Source organism: Aestuariibacter salexigens DSM 15300, assembly GCF_000429145.1.
GTDB classification, from domain to species: Bacteria; Pseudomonadota; Gammaproteobacteria; order Enterobacterales; family Alteromonadaceae; genus Aestuariibacter; species Aestuariibacter salexigens.
On sequence record NZ_AUBH01000004.1, the window covers coordinates 292129 to 307394 of the forward strand.

Below are 15266 nucleotides of genomic sequence, written 5' to 3' on the forward strand. Positions count from 1 at the left end.
AGAAAACATATGAATGATTTCAGTTTATCCCCAAAAGATGCCACTTATCTCGTTACTACCATCAATGAGGGCGTAGTCACTATTTGTATGAATAGACCAAAGAAACTGAATGGCTGGACACTTGACATGATCATGGCCATCAAAGCGGCAATAGAGGCTGCGGCGAACAATGAAGCAGTGAAAGCGATTGTTTTGACCGGTGAAGGCGACTACTACTCCGCTGGGGTAAATTTATCCAGCACGATAAAGCTAATGCACCCCAGAAAGCTAAGAGACATGATACGAGACATGAATCAGCAACTGTTTGAAATCTTTCTATTATGTCCAAAGCCTATTCTGGTCGCGTTTAATGGGCCAGGCATTGGCGCAAGCGTCACAACAGCAACCTTGTGTAACGGTATTATTGCCGCCGACACAGCGACGTTTTCGCTGCCATTCTCGGCCTTAGGCGTCACACCGGAGGGATGTTCCAGTGTGCATCTTGCGCGTTTGATGGGCGAGCAGAATGCCCGACGAATGCTAGGTGAGGAAGGTTGGAAGCCATCTGCAAAGGAAGCCTATGAATCGGGTTTAGTGCAATGGCTGGTTACCAGGAATAATCTGCGCGACGAAGCGCACAACATTGCCAAATCCTGGGTCGAGAAAAATGAACCTCGTCAGTTTATGGCCGGCAGCCAGCGAGAAGAACTCCTTGAAGTGAATAAACGAGAATCTATCGATCTGGCTAATGCCTTCCTAGCCACAAAATTTCTGCATGGACAGGCAAAATTCTTATGGAAAAAGGGCAAGTACGGACCCGCGCTCATGTTTTATACTCTGCTTGTGCTGAGACCCGTTTGGGCCCTCACATTAAGGTAAAATCGCCCCAAAACTTTTGCCATATCCATATGATATGGCATTTTCCCGCAAGTTGAGTGCCCGCTGATTAGACCTGGCTTAGTTTGAAAAAGCGCATTCGAGCCAGCATATCTTGTGCCTGTTGCGCCAGCGATGCGCTTGCCGCACTGGCTTCTTCTACAAGCGACGCGTTTTGTTGGGTCATATTGTCCATTTCGCTGACAGCCTGATTGATCTCAGCAATGCCGGTAGATTGCTCATCAGATGACACGTTGATATTAGCAATCATATCGCCCACCTTCTGCACTGCCTCGACAATATGCTCAAGTGTGGCACCTGATTCGTTTACCAGCTGTGTACCTTCCTCAACTTTTTTAACACTATCGTTGATAAGTTCTTTAATATCTTTGGCAGATTCTGCCGAGCGATGAGCGAGATTACGCACCTCGGTCGCAACCACAGCAAAGCCTCGCCCATGCTCCCCCGCTCTGGCAGCTTCAACTGCGGCATTTAGTGCCAATAGGTTTGTTTGAAAGGCCAATTCATCAATTACGCTAATGATGTCATTGATTTTTTTGCTGGACTGATTGATCACCTGCATACTTTGTACAGCTGAGGCGATTGTTTCTCCACCCTGAATCGCCTTTTGCGTCGCGCTAGCAGACAAATCGTTGGCTTGCTTACTGTTTTCAGCATTACTTCTTACTGTGCTGGTCATTTCCTCCATACTCGCTGCGGTCTGTTGCAAAGAGGAGGCCTGCTGTTCTGTTCTGCTACTCAAATCTGAATTGCCCTGCTCTATCTGGCTGGCACCTGCTGCGACTTCCATGGCTGATTTATTTATCTGCTCGACAATATCGCGCAACGTACTGACAGTCTGATTGATTGAATCTTTCAGTTGCTGGAATTCCGGGATTAACTCGGTACTAATTGTGGCATTTAAATCTCCCTCAGACAGCTTACTCAACGCTTCTCTAAACGCATTCACGGCCACTACTCTGCCTGTCACGTCGGTTGCATATTTGACCACTTTATATGGCTTACCATTGAGGTCAAAAATTGGATTGTAAGAGGCCTGGATCCATATTTCTCGGCCAAATTTACCTAAACGCTTGAATTCTCCTGTCTCAAATTCCCCGGCATTGAGCTTGTCCCAAAATGCTCTGTATTCAGGGCTGTTTTTATAGGCGGGTTCAACAAACATACTGTGATGTTTACCTTGGATTTCGTCTAGAGAATACCCCATAGCATTGAGGAAATTGTCGTTCGCAACCTGGATAGTCCCATCCATGTTAAATTCTATGATGGCCTGACTTTTATCAATAGCTGATATTTGTCCTTCAAAGTCAGCGTTACGATTCTTCTGCTGCGTGATATCTGTTGCGAATTTCACCACTTTCATAGGCTTTCCATCTGTGCCAAGAATGGGATTGTATGATGCCTGAATCCATATATCATCGCCGTTTTTACTGCGTCTTTTGAACTCGCCGGCGACATATTCACCGTCATTTAATTGTTTCCAGAACGCTTTGTATTCAGAGCTGTGTTTGTACTCATCGTCAACAAAAATACTATGGTGTTTGCCCTGCACTTCAGCTAGAGAATAACCGACGGTAGAGAGGAAATTCTGATTGGCAGAAATAATGGTGCCGTCCATGTTAAATGAAATGACAGCCTGAGATTTGTCGATTGCGGAAAGCTGTCCGTCGCTGTACACCGATTTCAGTTTTTGCTGAGTGATATCAAGCGCGTATTTCACAACCTTGGTGGGATGCCCATCAATATCAAAAATTGGGTTATACGTTGCTTGTATCCAGATTTCTTTACCATTCTTGCCTACCCTCATAAATTCACCAGAGGCGTATTTCCCCTGATTGAGTCTGGACCAGAGATTCTTATACTCCGCAGAGTCCCGGGTGCCTGCGGGCGTGAACATACTGTGATGTTTACCCTGAATTTCTTCGAGGGTATAGCCGATGGTATCGAGAAAGTTCTGATTAGCAGTAATGATAGTGCCATCCAACTCAAACTCGATGACCGCCTGCGATTTGTGTATTGCTTCGATTTGCCCCGCAAAATCGACATTCTGTTGCTTTTGTTGTTCTACTTCCTGCTTGTATTGCTCACGCAGTTTAACGTCTTCGGTGACATCTCTTGCAATGATGACAACCTTACATAACGCTCCCTTCTTATCCAATATCGGCATATAAGTAGCATTAAGCCATAATGCGGGCTCTGAGCCACCAGCGAGCATAAAGGTGTGCTCAACGTGGCGTCCACTGCTGACCGTTCGCCATAGATTTTCGACTACATAGTGATGTTGTTCATCTCTTGCCATTAAATCCGTATACGGCTTGCCAAGCACATCACCTTGAGTGTGTCCGGTCAGTTGAAGAAAATTATCATTTGCGTGAGCAATGGCACCTGAATTGTCTAACTCGCATACCGCGCAACATTGCCTTAATGCATCCGTGGTCTTAATCGCCTCGTCTTGCACACTTTTATTTCCAGTCAAAGAGAACGGTCCAATCTGCATTACCATCAGGATACCTCGCAAAGCCAATGCACCAGCGAAACGCCGCTGGTAAACAACGTATAGTTAATGCATTAATAGTAGTTAAGTCTCACATTTTTGCGTGAGTAATATGCTGTTCCCGTGTCGCGACGTATGAATTGGTCGCGATCAGGCAGTGGTAATGCAGTAGAATATCGGTAAGTGTTCTTCTGAGATGAGTTGACGTGGCTTTACAATGGTTCCCAGGGCATATGCATAAAGCCCTGAAAGAAATAAAAGAGTCGTTAAGTCAGGTTGATATCCTGATTGAAGTACTGGATGCACGCCTCCCCTACTCTAGTGAGAACCCGGAAATTGCTAAAATCCGCGGTGACAAACCCTGCCTGAAGATCCTTAATAAATTTGATTTAGCCGACCCGGAAATAACGCGGCAATGGCAGCATGAACTGGAAAGCCAGCGTGGCGTAATCACCATAACAACATCAAGCGATAAACCCGCGGAAAGTAGGCAAATCATTTCTTTAGTTCGCCAACACTGCGCCCGGAAAGACTCATCGGTGAAGTCAATTAATGCCATGATTACGGGCATCCCAAACGTGGGAAAATCAACGCTTATTAACATTCTTGCCGAGCGCGTGATCGCAAAAACCGGTAATGAGCCAGCGGTGACAAAGAGTCAACAACGCATCAATCTTGGCAGTGGTATCGTTTTGTACGACACACCCGGCGTACTGTGGCCCAAGTTAGAAAACCCAAATTCCATATACCGGCTGGCCGCATCGGGAGCGGTAAAAAACACCGCGATGGAATTTGATGACGTTGGCTTTTTTGCCGCTGATTATTTGATCAAAGCCTATCCAGATCGAATGAAAGCACGCTATAAACTGAACAACTTACCTGACACCGAGCTTGAATTTTTAGAAGCTGCGGCAAAGCAAAGGGGCGCCATCATGACCGGTGGACGAGTCAATTTGCATAAAATCTGCGAAGTGCTGCTAACTGAACTGCAATCAGGAAAACTGGGCAGGATAAGTCTGGAAACGCCTGACATGGTCGCACAGGAAAAAGTCGAGATGGCCGCCGCCGCAGCCAAGAAAGCGGCTGACAAAGCCAAGCGAAAGCAGCGTTTTAAAGAAGGCTCATTGACGCCAGATAAGCGCGACCGCAAAGAGAAGCGAACCGAGAAGCGCGAAGCGCAAAGTCAACGCATGAAACAGCGCCGACGTTAGACTCGCTGGGATATTTAGCCTTTGAATCCTTTGCCAACAAGGTAGACCTCGCGCGAACGCGGTCTTGAGGCAGCCGGTTTTCGTACGATGACCTTATCAAATGATTGGCGAACTTCTTTTACGTATTCCTCATACCCCACTCCCTGAAAGACTTTCGCACAAAAGCTTCCGCCCGGTTTTAATACGTTACGCGCCATATCCAGCGCCAACTCTACCAGATACATCGCGGCATACTGATCGGTATTTTTAACGCCACTTAAGTTAGGCGCCATATCTGAGATAACCGTATCCGCTTTTCCGTCACCCAATGCGTCCAAAATGGCGTGATAAACCGATTCTTCGGTAAAGTCGCCTTGTATAAAGGTAACGCCGATAATCGAGTCCATAGGCAGAATATCAGAGGCAATAACACGTCCCGACTCACCAACCACCGGGGCCACTATCTGAGACCATCCACCAGGCGCGGATCCGAGATCGACGACCACACTGCCGGGGCGGTACAGTCCATCCTTCTCATTGATTTCAATTAACTTATAGCTGGCGCGAGACCGATAGCCATCAATTTGCGCTTTTTTGACATAAGGATCGTTGACGTGTTCGTCCATCCATTTTTTACTGGTTTTTGATCGCGCCATGAAGTGAGCTCGCCCCGCTATCGGAAAATCGGCGAATATTGTAAGCTTGCTCGCGTTAAAAACAAAACCCGACTCCTTAGCAGGCCCACTCAAATGAAACTAGATGATGCAAAAAAACTGCACCAGAAAAAATACCGTGCAGCATTTGGCCACTATCTGGTTGAGGGTGAACATCTTATTATGGAGTTGCAAAACGCGCTAAAGCATCCTACACAGGCGCAATGTATACAGTTATTTATTTGTGAGTCTCGCCTTGAATGGGCGAAGACACTCCCCGCTAACTTCACGCTGACAGTGATAAGCGATAAACAGATGATCAAGCTGAGTGATACCAAAACGCCGCAAGGCGTCGTGGCCTGTGTCCCTCTGCCATCAGGCGATGAAATTCGAACGGACTTATCCAAGCAAGAACGTTGTATCTACTTGCATGAGGTACAAGACCCGGGGAATTTGGGTACCATAATCAGAACGCTAGTCTGGTTCGGGGGCTTTCGATTGCTGCTTAGTCCAGGCAGCGTTGATCCCTTTAATTCAAAAGTGGTGCGCGCAAGTATGGGGGCTATTTTCCACCTGCCTATTGAAGTTGATGTTGCACTGGAGGATTTACCCAGACGTTTCAGTCGCTTCGCCTATCTGGACTTGCAGGGAACGGGCATCAATTCGCCTGAATTTGCAGACTATGATTGTTATTTGTTTGGCAACGAAGCACGCGGCGTCCCTCAGAATAGTTTGGCGTCACTCACTGCTGATGCATTTACGATTGCTGGAAGTGGAACAATTGACTCGTTAAATCTTGCTAATTCAGTGAGTATCTGTGCGTATCAATTATCGGCTAACTAATTGAAAGTGAGTAAATTAAATAAAAAACCTAAGCCGTCTTTTTGGAATACTTCACGGCATTATTTAATTGCTGTAATTCTTGCTTGGTGAGATTGCGCCACTGCCCTGGCGGCAGTTTACCAAGCTGAATGTGCATAATGCGAACCCGCTTCAATTTAGTGACTTCGTATCCTAAAAATTCACACATGCGGCGAATCTGGCGGTTCAACCCCTGTGTCAGAATAATACTGAATTGAAACTTACCACGCGCCCTGACCTGACAAGGCTTTGTCACGGTTCCCAGAATAGGCACGCCACGTGCCATTTTCTTTAAAAAGCGTTCACTAATAGGTTGATCAACCGTAACGATGTATTCCTTATCGTGGGCATTCTCTGCTCTCAATACCTTATTAACAATATCACCATCACTGGTCAGTAAAATCAGCCCTTCCGAGGGCTTATCCAGGCGGCCAATGGGGAAGATCCTTTCCTTGTGACCCACTGCATCAATAATGTTGCCTTTCACGTGCCGCTCTGTCGTGCAGGTGATCCCGATAGGCTTGTGATAGGCAATATAAATGCGATCCGATTTATCCTTTGCTACGCCACCAACAATCTTGCCATCCAACTTAACGGTATCACCGGGCTGCACTTTGGTACCAAGCTCTGGCGGTTTGCCATTGACCGTAACGCGCTGCTGCTCAATTAATTTATCTGCCTCGCGACGCGAACAGACGCCAGTGTCGCTGAGGTATTTGTTTAGTCGCTTGGGCGGTTCAGGTGTCATAGCTAAGTATCAATGTGACAGCGAAAAGTGAGCTGTTTTGCGGTGCAATCATTTTTCACAGAGTATATGGGAAATTCTGCATCGATGCCGGGAAACTTATTGGCAAAAGTGGCTAATGTCTGCCGCCGTTTTTCTCGGACATTCCACCATCGTCATGTGGCCTATTCCTGGGTAAGTCTTTGCATGCCCACCCACCAGCTCTTTCCAGGCAGCGATATCAAGAGTAGGGGCAAAGCAGTCCTCTTCTCCCCAGATCATGAGCACGTTATCACTGTTGAGCGTAAAAGGATCTTTGACGATGTTGTCGAGATTCACAAAGTCAGAGAACAAGTGTTGTAATCGGTCAGCCCGGTCAACGTAATTGTGCTGCGCAATGTAGTAAAGCACACTCGGCGGCACTGGCGGGCGCCTGCGCATAGTCAGACTGAACATATCAAACACGCTTTTAACTGAATGATGTAGAAACGGATTAAAGTTTTGTTCAATCATGTGTAATGTTAAGTCTGTTTTTGCTCCCGCAGGACCCACTAAAATCGCTTTTACACAATCACGTTCTCGGTCATTTAATAAGTTGGCAGCCACCACTCCACCCATAGAGTTACCCACAACCGAATATTGTGTTATTTGCAGGTGTAACAATAACGCCTTGCAACACTCTATGTAGGCTTTTGTATCGTAGCGCTTATGTTGCTGATAGCTGCTCTCGCCATGACCGATAAGATCAGGGATGACGAGTCTGTAACGCTGCTTCAAAAACAGTGCACAACTCAACCACGCCGTCTTATCCGCACTTAAACCGTGCAGAAGTAGCAATACGGGTTTATCTGATTCGCTGTCGTAAAATACAACAGAACAGCCATCGTAGGCGAATACACGCCGCTTCAGGCCGCAATACAGTCGCTGTAGGCGCTCGAATGTCGCAAAGACGCCCCAACCTATTCGGCGCGAGGGGAGAAAAGTGAGTGCGATAATGCCAAGTAAACAGCCGATGACAACCATGTTTTTATGTTATTGATTAGGAGGATTATTGCGTGGAATATATTATCACAAAGGCCCTATCCAAGAGAAAGCCTTGACCTGTGACGGCGCCTTCATTACGTGAGGTTTAGGGCACTATCTACGCTCTATCTTGACCTCACCGCTACCGAGTAAAGCCTTCCATATTCCAGAGGCAGACCCGTCAGGGGCAAATGTTAATGACACATCACCGCTGTCCCATGCTGTTCTATAGCGGCCGGAAGCGTTCATGAAGTCACGGTCAAACTCATCCAAAATAAGTTGGCCGTTGCGATAGTTGTGCTCAATGACAAAACGATCATTTGAGACAAAATAGGCACGCTTCACATCGTAATATCCGATCTCTCCAAGGTTATAAGTGAAGTTGTCAGGTGCATTTATCAGTTGCTGCATGGCGTTGAATAGTGGGGAATCATCAACAGACGCCGACGCCGTGTCAGACTGGTCTATTTTGCCAGATAGAATAACCAGATAGGTGCCGTCCTCCTGATATCCAATATCTATGATCGTAAATCCCGGCAGCAATATCGCTTGTGCCTGAGACTCAATAAAGTCTGATTGTAGCTGGAAATCACTGGTCGTAGTGACGGATTTCACGGTGACTCCAGCGCGCTCAATTGCTGTACGCTTGGCGAAAAGAACTGCCTGCTCATAATCCTGCTGTTTGGTCGATTTTACTCCGTCATCAAACCCTTTAATCTGAACGTCAATAGGTTTAGCGACCCCCGGTAGTGGTGCAAATAGTAATGTGCCCAACAGAAGCATGAAGTATCGAAAGTAGGCTAATTGATAAAGCATAGGTCGTCCCATCCTGTTCAGTCTTTGCACTATAAACTATTCACCGTACTGACGTTAGCGTTGAGTAATACGCCGATTTCACGTCCAACTCTTCACCATCACTGGCAATTTCAGGGTTTGCCGTTATCTTTTAAGGATGTCTCTTCAAGAAGCTGTCCAATGTCTCTGTTTGCCTTTTCTACAGATCTGTCCGAGCAATCTCTCAAAAAACAATTGATCGCCACGGTGACAATCAATGAGCAAAACAATGTCGTGTTTTTCAACGATGCAGCAGAAACACTGTGGGGCTATAAGCGTGAAGAGGTGCTCGGGAAAAATGTCAATATACTGGTTCCGGCAGCCATCCGTGACAAACATGATGACTATGTGGACCGCAACAGGACCACCGGTGAGAATAAAATTGTTGGCAGCACTCGTGAAGTTGAGATGGTGCGCAGCAATGGACAACATTTGTGGGTCAACCTATCAGTCACGCGCATCCAGGTTAGTGGAAAAACCTACTATACCGCCACGTTGCAGGACATTTCTAAGGCCAGAGAGGCAAGTCTGATCATCGAGAAAACCCTCGAGCAGGTCAATGATGCCGTGGTGTGCATAGATGAAAATAATCTCGTGACATTATTCAACCATGCTGCGGAAACCATGTGGGGAATATCCCGAGATGAGATCATTGGACGTAATGTAAAGCATCTGGTACCAGAGGCATTTCGCGATGAGCACGATAGTTACATCAATAATAACAGGCGCACAGGCGTAGATAAGATTGTTGGCACGTCGCGTGTGGTCAATATCGAGCGTCAGGATGGCACTACGCTGTGGGCAAACTTATCGCTAAGTAAAGTCGATTTGGAAAGCCGGGTGCTTTATACCGCGTTTCTAAAAGATGTCACGGAGGAAATAGAGCTACAAGATGAAAGGGAAATGCTGTCATTGGTTGCGAACAGGACGCAAAATGCGGTGATTATCACTGGACCTGACGGCCTAATTAAATACGTTAATAAAGGTTTTGAGCGTCTTACTGGCTACTTGCTAGAGGATATTAAAGGCAAAAAACCCGGCAGCTTTTTACAAGGGCCTGAAACCTCAGAAGATACCCGCAAAGAAATTCGCCGACATCTGGATGAAGAAGAACCCTACTATGGTGAAATCCTCAACTATACCGCCGATGGCACTCCCTATTGGACATCACTGTCTATCAACCCAGTGACCGAAAATGGCTTATTAAAGCATTTCGTGGCAGTGCAAGCAGACATCACGGAAGTCAAGCAGCAGGCATTAAATTACACCCGTAAGCTACAGGCGATTAGCGGAGCCCTTGTCATTCTGGAAACCGATACCAACGCTCAGCCATTGGACTGGAATCCGATGCTTAAAGACCTGATTGGTGAGCACTATGACATCGAAGATTTTTCATTTGAGCTGTTTGAACAAATTAACAGTGAAGAGTTAGCTCGCCTTAAAAACGGTGACTTCGTGTCAAAAACCGTAGAATTTCGTAAAGACGATTTCTTCGCGGCCATCGACTTGCGCGTCTGTGGCCTCAAGAATTTCCAGAATGACGTGTATCGATTCGTTATGTTCGGACTTAACATCACTAAGCGTCGCGATCTGATAAACCAGACACAAATTGCTATGCAAAGGCTTGTCGACAACAGCCAGAAGATTTCTGGTTTTATTGCCACCATCTCAGAAATATCTGACCAAACCGCCTTGTTATCCCTCAACGCCGCAATTGAAGCTGCGCGAGCAGGTGATACCGGACGTGGATTTGCGGTGGTCGCAGATGAAGTCAGAGAACTTGCTCATAACACGCATAAATCCTCTGAAGCGATTAACAACCTGGTGAAAGCTACCGTTGAGGATATTTCGTCCCTAGCCGATTTCATCAAGCGTATTAACATAAACTGACCTACATCATTTTGTCGGTCTGCAGTAACATCCCTCAGCGTCATACGGAATAACTGTATCGGGCATTGAGAAGGCAGCACTGTCTGTTTCACGTGTTAGCCAGGGTTCAACCAGGCCGTTTCCAGCACTACAGTAAATACCACTCGAATACGGACCAAAATACGTCAACTCTCCATTCTCAAAGACGGCGACTGCAGGCAATGCGGGCAATACTGTAGCTATGGACTCCGTGCCGGATTCAGCGAGATTAATAAACACATTGTGAAACCCCTGTTGTTCAGCAAGTTGAGCAACACTATGTCGATGCTGGCGCGAAGTGAAATCACATATACAATCATCTGCAGTAATGTGAATGGTCGTTAAACGGTGTTGTGCATGATAAGGAAGCAATTCCTGCTCCAGCGATGCTAAATCTGATAACAACTGCAATTCCGGGTCAAACTCTATAAGCATTGACGATTGCTGCCACTTCAACACTGCCATTACAATGCCAAGCCATAATATAGCGAGCAGAATGATGAATCCGCTTTTCACTGCACTTTAAACCGCTTAATACTCATACGCAGTAGATGAGCAGATTCAGCCAGCTTTTCCAGCTTCTGTGCCACCAGTTCTGTAGCCTGGAAATTCTGCTCAGATGTACGAGCGATAGTCGCCGTACTATCACTAATGTCTGTAACGGCAAGGCTTTGTTTTTTTAATGTATCGGAAATATCCAAAATGTGGTCGCTGGCCAGATGATTAATGCGATTGACACTTTTCATTTTTTGTCTGGCTTCACTGGTCGCGAGCATGGTTTTCTCACCGAGTTCATTGCACTGGGTGACCCGATTAACGACGGTGTCAGAAAGGGAATCTAACTGACTGCTGGCCCTTAACATTTCAGCTACCCTTTCATGTGTCGTTGTGGAAAGCTGCCGGACTTCATCTGCCACTACCGCAAAGCCTTTGCCATGATGCCCAGCCTGAGCAGCTTCTACAGACGCATTCAGCGCAAGTAAATTGGTTTGCTCAGCAATATCTTCAATCGTTTCAACAACCTTCAGAATTTGCACAGACTCTTTCTTGAGCTCGGTAACGTCCTGTAATACCGCTTGCAGTTCATCAGATAACTGCTTGATGTCTTTTTCAAATACCTGCAGCTGGCGACTCAATAGCGAGGCTTCGCCGCTAGCATGCTGCGATTCATCACTTACTTCATCACTTGCTTTCACCAATCGGTCGAAGTTCCGTTTTAACTGTGAGGTTGCCTTTTTAACCGTTCTTCCTAATTCAGCATTAAGCTCTGATGACTCAGATACATCAGTGCCGGCCAGGATCTCACTGAGCGACTGACAGACGGTATCAGTGACTTTTTGTGTCTCAGCTAGAGCTGGTCGTAACGAGGTCAGCAAGGTAGCAAATGGCGCGTCCTGTCCTTTCCAGTTTTGCTCTTCCTCGCCGAGTGGCATGCTGTTCGGATCATGGATTAACCGCCCGACACTTTTCTGAATCGCCAGATCATTCAATGAGTCACGACGCATCTGGGTTGTCATGTAAAAGAGAATCCCGCCCTCTGCAACGGCGAAAAAGGCGTGAAGCATCCAGATTGACCAGTACAAATCTGAGGGTTCGAGTACGAAAACGGCAACGCCGTTTTTTTGCAACAGGAAGAAACTTAAATGATGTACAGCAACAAAACCGACGGATGAAATAAACAGATTGGGCAACTTATAAAAGCTGACAAAAGCTAGCAGAGAAAAGATCTGAAAATGCACTTCTGTTAATCCCATTCCCTGCTGAATATGCAATGCAGACAACATCTGCGCTGCAACCACATAAAAATGCGCAGTCACTGTTCGATACGGGATTAGGTAGTGGCACGCGTATGGCAGGGCAGCAATCAGCACGCAAATCACTAACACGGCAATGAATTGCGACTGTTGGAAACCAAGGATCAGTGCCACCACAATCTGCAAGCCAAGAATAATGGCAAACAATCGGTGTGCAGAACCTACCCATGGATAATAGTTCATTCGTTTCTCTGTATTTAGGAGCTCGCGGACAATGATCTAAGCCATTGAGCTAATAGCCCGATGAGTTGACTTGTTCTGGACTAACTATAGTTCAAAAATCTGTATCAGGGTCAAAGCTGTTTAAGTAGCTCTCAAGTGTGTCTTGAATTTCGGGCAATAACGGGGCGTGACGTTTGTGAATAACGTGATGAAGAGATACCTTTGATAATTCTGTTACCTTGAACTCACGCTCGATAGACTTCTTTAAACTCTCAGTTACTCCGTAAATCGCATAATCTACTCGACCGTTATTCAACAGATAGCGAACATCATCAAAATCATACACTTCACTATTCAATATCGAGCCATTAATGAATAAATCATCGAGCACCATCATATTGCCTAAATTAGAAATGGTTATCGCATTAGGGTCGGATAATGCGCTTTTGTCGCACGAATGGACAATAGGACAAATTAAAACAAGTTCTGCGGTGTAAAGGGCGGGCTGAACCACCAAAATGTTGGCGTATCGAGCTGCATTTGTATCGATCCTAACGACATCTGCATCCACATGACCATTATTTAGTTCAATAAATCCTCTCAGGGCAGGCACTTCATAAAAACGTACGTCAATGCCTAAATCGTCATAAACCTGTTTAATGAGTCTCCTAAATGGAGGGGTTGCAGGATGGTTTAAGTGAGACACGGAAATTGTGTTCGGTTTCACGTAAAACTGTTCTGCTGTATGCGATGGTGGGGAAAAAAACGAAGACACTGACACTACCCAAAAACATAGTGTCATTGATATGTAGTTCGTTAAAACACGCATACGTTTTTTCAAATCGATTCGACCAATTAATCCTTAACAAAGAATAGTCAAACAGTCAACGCTTGCCTACAGTTATTGAAAAGATTGGTTTGCTGCATGATCAATTGCTTAGATTTAAATGTGAGCTAAACTAATGAAAAGTGTGCATACGCGGCCTTATTATTGTCTTGAGTAGTTCAAATCAACTTCCTGAAAATAGTTCACTTTCAGACACTCTTGCTTGTGTTCTGAACAAAGACGGGGGAATTTTGTCGGCCTCAACGCTATGGTCTGAGTATTTCCCTTTTTCTCCTTCGAAACAAAAAGAATATGAAAATTTTGTGGATTGGGTGGTTGATGATGATAAGACTTGCTTCAACACAATTATTGGCTCGATTCAGTATCCTGACGCCAAGCCTTTGTCAGCAGAGCTTACTCTAATTAATAACGAGCGGGTCGGCATTACGCTTTGTCCTTTAAGTTCTGTCTCACCATCAAAATTTTTACTTTTTGCAACGCCACTTAGGCTGCGCGATGTCGATAAAAATACGAACAAAAAAACAAATGATCTTCTGAACGCTATCGTTTCGGCTTTGAAGATAGGCATCTGGCAATATGATACCCGTAATCAAGAATTGAAATGGTCAGACGAAATTTACGACATTCATGGTTTAGATAAAACGCTGTACCAGCCTACTTTAGAAAGCGCTATTGATCATTATCACCCATCTGACATAAGGCAAGTCAAAAAACTAGTCAATGACGCATTAAATAAAAGACAAGAGTATACAGCTCGCCTCAAAGTCGTTCGAGAAGACAAGACAATTCGTAATATCATCACTGGAGCTAAGGTACTGGAAGATTCGCGAGGCGAATTAACGCAGGTATACGGTTTTGTTCAGGATATCACCGCGTTGCATCAATCAACAATACGCAGCAGTTTGCTTGCAACTGCAATAAGCAGTACTTCAGTGGGCATCTGCATAACCGACCAACGCAGGCGCATCGTATGGGTAAATGCAGGATTCGAAAAGCTCACAGGTTATAATGAATCGGACGTGCTGGGAAAGCCTTTGCCTCCTTTGGTTCAGGGCCCCGAAACAAGCAAAGCCACAGTACGCCAAATCCATGAAAAGCTTGAGCATGGTGAGAATATTGAAACGGAAATTCTCAATTATCACGCCGACGGTTCGTTATACTGGATAAAATTAACCATTACGCCAATATTCAATGATGGCGCTATTACCCACTTTGTAGGCCTTCAGCAGGATATTTCAGAGCAGGTTCATCATAGAGAAGAACTTGATGCGCTAAGGCTCAGTCTCGAGCAGCAGATAGCCGAGCGGACCAAAGAACTCGAGGAGGCAAACAGAGAGTTACACCAACTCGCGCACCGCGACCAACTCACTGGCGCCCTCAATCGCCGCGCATTCAATAGAGATTACGTCAACGAATGTAAACGTGCTCAGCGATATGAAACCTGGTTATCCATTGCATGCCTCGATATTGACCACTTTAAGAGCATCAATGACACATACGGTCATCAAACTGGTGATTCTGCGCTTGTTAGCGTCGTCAAGCGTATTCAATCTGCAATGCGAGAGACCGATAATATCTACCGTATGGGTGGAGAAGAATTTATCATTTTGATGCCACACACCAATGCAGAAGATGCCGAAATAGCCAGTGAACGCATGCGACACGCTGTTGCGCAAACCGATTTAACTATCAGCGGCATAAGTTTTCCCATCTCAATCAGCATTGGCCTGCTGTCTCAGAAAGGTGAACTATCGGAAAACGAGTGCCTAACGCGAGTTGACAAGTGCCTTTACCGAGCAAAAGCAAATGGCCGCAACTGCGTCGTAGCATGTCATTGCTAGTTTGTGCTTTGCAATTGACTTAGCGACCAAACTGATTAA

At 45.7% G+C, this 15266-nt stretch carries 13 protein-coding genes; 5 read left to right on the top strand and 8 right to left on the bottom strand.

The window, feature by feature from the left end:
• Positions 1-9 precede the first annotated feature (9 nt).
• Positions 10-858 (top strand): enoyl-CoA hydratase/isomerase family protein, encoded by an 849-nt coding sequence (locus tag G441_RS0108665; RefSeq protein ID WP_026375986.1) that lies wholly within the window; start codon positions 10-12, stop codon positions 856-858.
• Positions 859-925: 67 nt separating this feature from the next.
• On the opposite strand, the gene G441_RS0108670 is transcribed toward G441_RS0108665, so the two are convergent.
• Positions 926-3379 carry a methyl-accepting chemotaxis protein gene (locus tag G441_RS0108670; RefSeq protein WP_156896321.1) on the bottom strand — a complete coding sequence of 818 codons (2454 nt, stop codon included), beginning with the start codon at positions 3377-3379 and terminating at the stop codon, positions 926-928.
• Between the two features lie 197 nt (positions 3380-3576).
• Here G441_RS0108670 and ylqF point away from each other — a divergent pair, with 197 nt between their 5' ends.
• Positions 3577-4581, top strand: a complete 1005-nt coding sequence (ylqF, locus tag G441_RS0108675; protein WP_026375988.1) for a ribosome biogenesis GTPase YlqF — start codon at positions 3577-3579, stop codon at positions 4579-4581.
• 14 nt (positions 4582-4595) lie between these two features.
• Here ylqF and rlmE read toward each other — a convergent pair whose 3' ends face one another.
• A complete protein-coding gene (rlmE, locus tag G441_RS0108680; RefSeq protein ID WP_026375989.1) occupies positions 4596-5216 on the bottom strand; it encodes a 23S rRNA (uridine(2552)-2'-O)-methyltransferase RlmE in 621 nt (206 codons plus the stop codon).
• A gap of 93 nt (positions 5217-5309) precedes the next feature.
• Between rlmE and G441_RS0108685 the strand changes: the two genes are divergently transcribed.
• Positions 5310-6056 carry a TrmH family RNA methyltransferase gene (locus G441_RS0108685; protein WP_026375990.1) on the top strand — a complete coding sequence of 249 codons (747 nt, stop codon included), beginning with the start codon at positions 5310-5312 and terminating at the stop codon, positions 6054-6056.
• 28 nt (positions 6057-6084) lie between these two features.
• Here the strand turns inward: G441_RS0108685 and rluF are convergent, their stop codons facing one another.
• The 3 genes from rluF to G441_RS0108700 all read right to left on the bottom strand — a co-directional run bounded on the left by rluF (position 6085) and on the right by G441_RS0108700 (position 8637).
• The gene (gene rluF, locus G441_RS0108690; protein WP_026375991.1) at positions 6085-6822 is read right to left on the bottom strand and encodes a 23S rRNA pseudouridine(2604) synthase RluF; all 738 of its coding nucleotides are present in this window, start codon (positions 6820-6822) and stop codon (positions 6085-6087) included.
• A gap of 96 nt (positions 6823-6918) precedes the next feature.
• Positions 6919-7821, bottom strand: coding sequence for an alpha/beta fold hydrolase (locus G441_RS0108695; protein WP_026375992.1), 903 nt, complete (start codon positions 7819-7821; stop codon positions 6919-6921).
• A gap of 114 nt (positions 7822-7935) precedes the next feature.
• Positions 7936-8637, bottom strand: coding sequence for a hypothetical protein (locus G441_RS0108700; protein ID WP_034474725.1), 702 nt, complete (start codon positions 8635-8637; stop codon positions 7936-7938).
• Between the two features lie 159 nt (positions 8638-8796).
• Between G441_RS0108700 and G441_RS0108705 the strand changes: the two genes are divergently transcribed.
• A complete protein-coding gene (locus tag G441_RS0108705; protein WP_026375994.1) occupies positions 8797-10545 on the top strand; it encodes a PAS domain S-box protein in 1749 nt (582 codons plus the stop codon).
• A gap of 6 nt (positions 10546-10551) precedes the next feature.
• Here G441_RS0108705 and G441_RS0108710 read toward each other — a convergent pair whose 3' ends face one another.
• From G441_RS0108710 to G441_RS0108720, 3 genes are all read right to left on the bottom strand, one after another.
• Entirely contained in the window at positions 10552-11079 is a 528-nt protein-coding gene (locus G441_RS0108710) for a DUF6436 domain-containing protein (protein ID WP_026375995.1), read from the bottom strand.
• Complete coding sequence (locus G441_RS0108715; RefSeq protein WP_026375996.1) at positions 11076-12560, bottom strand: methyl-accepting chemotaxis protein; 1485 nt, start codon at positions 12558-12560, stop codon at positions 11076-11078. Before G441_RS0108715 ends, G441_RS0108710 begins: the two co-directional genes overlap by 4 nt.
• A gap of 91 nt (positions 12561-12651) precedes the next feature.
• Positions 12652-13266, bottom strand: coding sequence for a hypothetical protein (locus G441_RS0108720; protein ID WP_156896322.1), 615 nt, complete (start codon positions 13264-13266; stop codon positions 12652-12654).
• 269 nt (positions 13267-13535) lie between these two features.
• On the opposite strand from G441_RS0108720, the gene G441_RS0108725 reads away from it, so the two are divergent.
• Positions 13536-15227: a sensor domain-containing diguanylate cyclase gene (locus tag G441_RS0108725; protein WP_169726065.1), complete on the top strand. Its 1692-nt coding sequence runs from the start codon at positions 13536-13538 to the stop codon at positions 15225-15227.
• Positions 15228-15266: the final 39 nt, after the last annotated feature.

Bases quoted from the DNA above. Each gene is read 5' to 3' on its own strand.
- G441_RS0108665 (WP_026375986.1), top strand. From the start codon at position 10: ATGAATGATTTCAGTTTATCCCCAAAAGATGCCACTTATCTCGTTACT.
- G441_RS0108670 (WP_156896321.1), bottom strand. From the start codon at position 3,379: ATGGTAATGCAGATTGGACCGTTCTCTTTGACTGGAAATAAAAGTGTG.
- rlmE (WP_026375989.1), bottom strand. From the start codon at position 5,216: ATGGCGCGATCAAAAACCAGTAAAAAATGGATGGACGAACACGTCAAC.
- G441_RS0108685 (WP_026375990.1), top strand. From the start codon at position 5,310: ATGAAACTAGATGATGCAAAAAAACTGCACCAGAAAAAATACCGTGCA.
- rluF (WP_026375991.1), bottom strand. From the start codon at position 6,822: ATGACACCTGAACCGCCCAAGCGACTAAACAAATACCTCAGCGACACT.
- G441_RS0108695 (WP_026375992.1), bottom strand. From the start codon at position 7,821: ATGGTTGTCATCGGCTGTTTACTTGGCATTATCGCACTCACTTTTCTC.
- G441_RS0108700 (WP_034474725.1), bottom strand. From the start codon at position 8,637: ATGCTTTATCAATTAGCCTACTTTCGATACTTCATGCTTCTGTTGGGC.
- G441_RS0108705 (WP_026375994.1), top strand. From the start codon at position 8,797: ATGTCTCTGTTTGCCTTTTCTACAGATCTGTCCGAGCAATCTCTCAAA.
- G441_RS0108715 (WP_026375996.1), bottom strand. From the start codon at position 12,560: ATGAACTATTATCCATGGGTAGGTTCTGCACACCGATTGTTTGCCATT.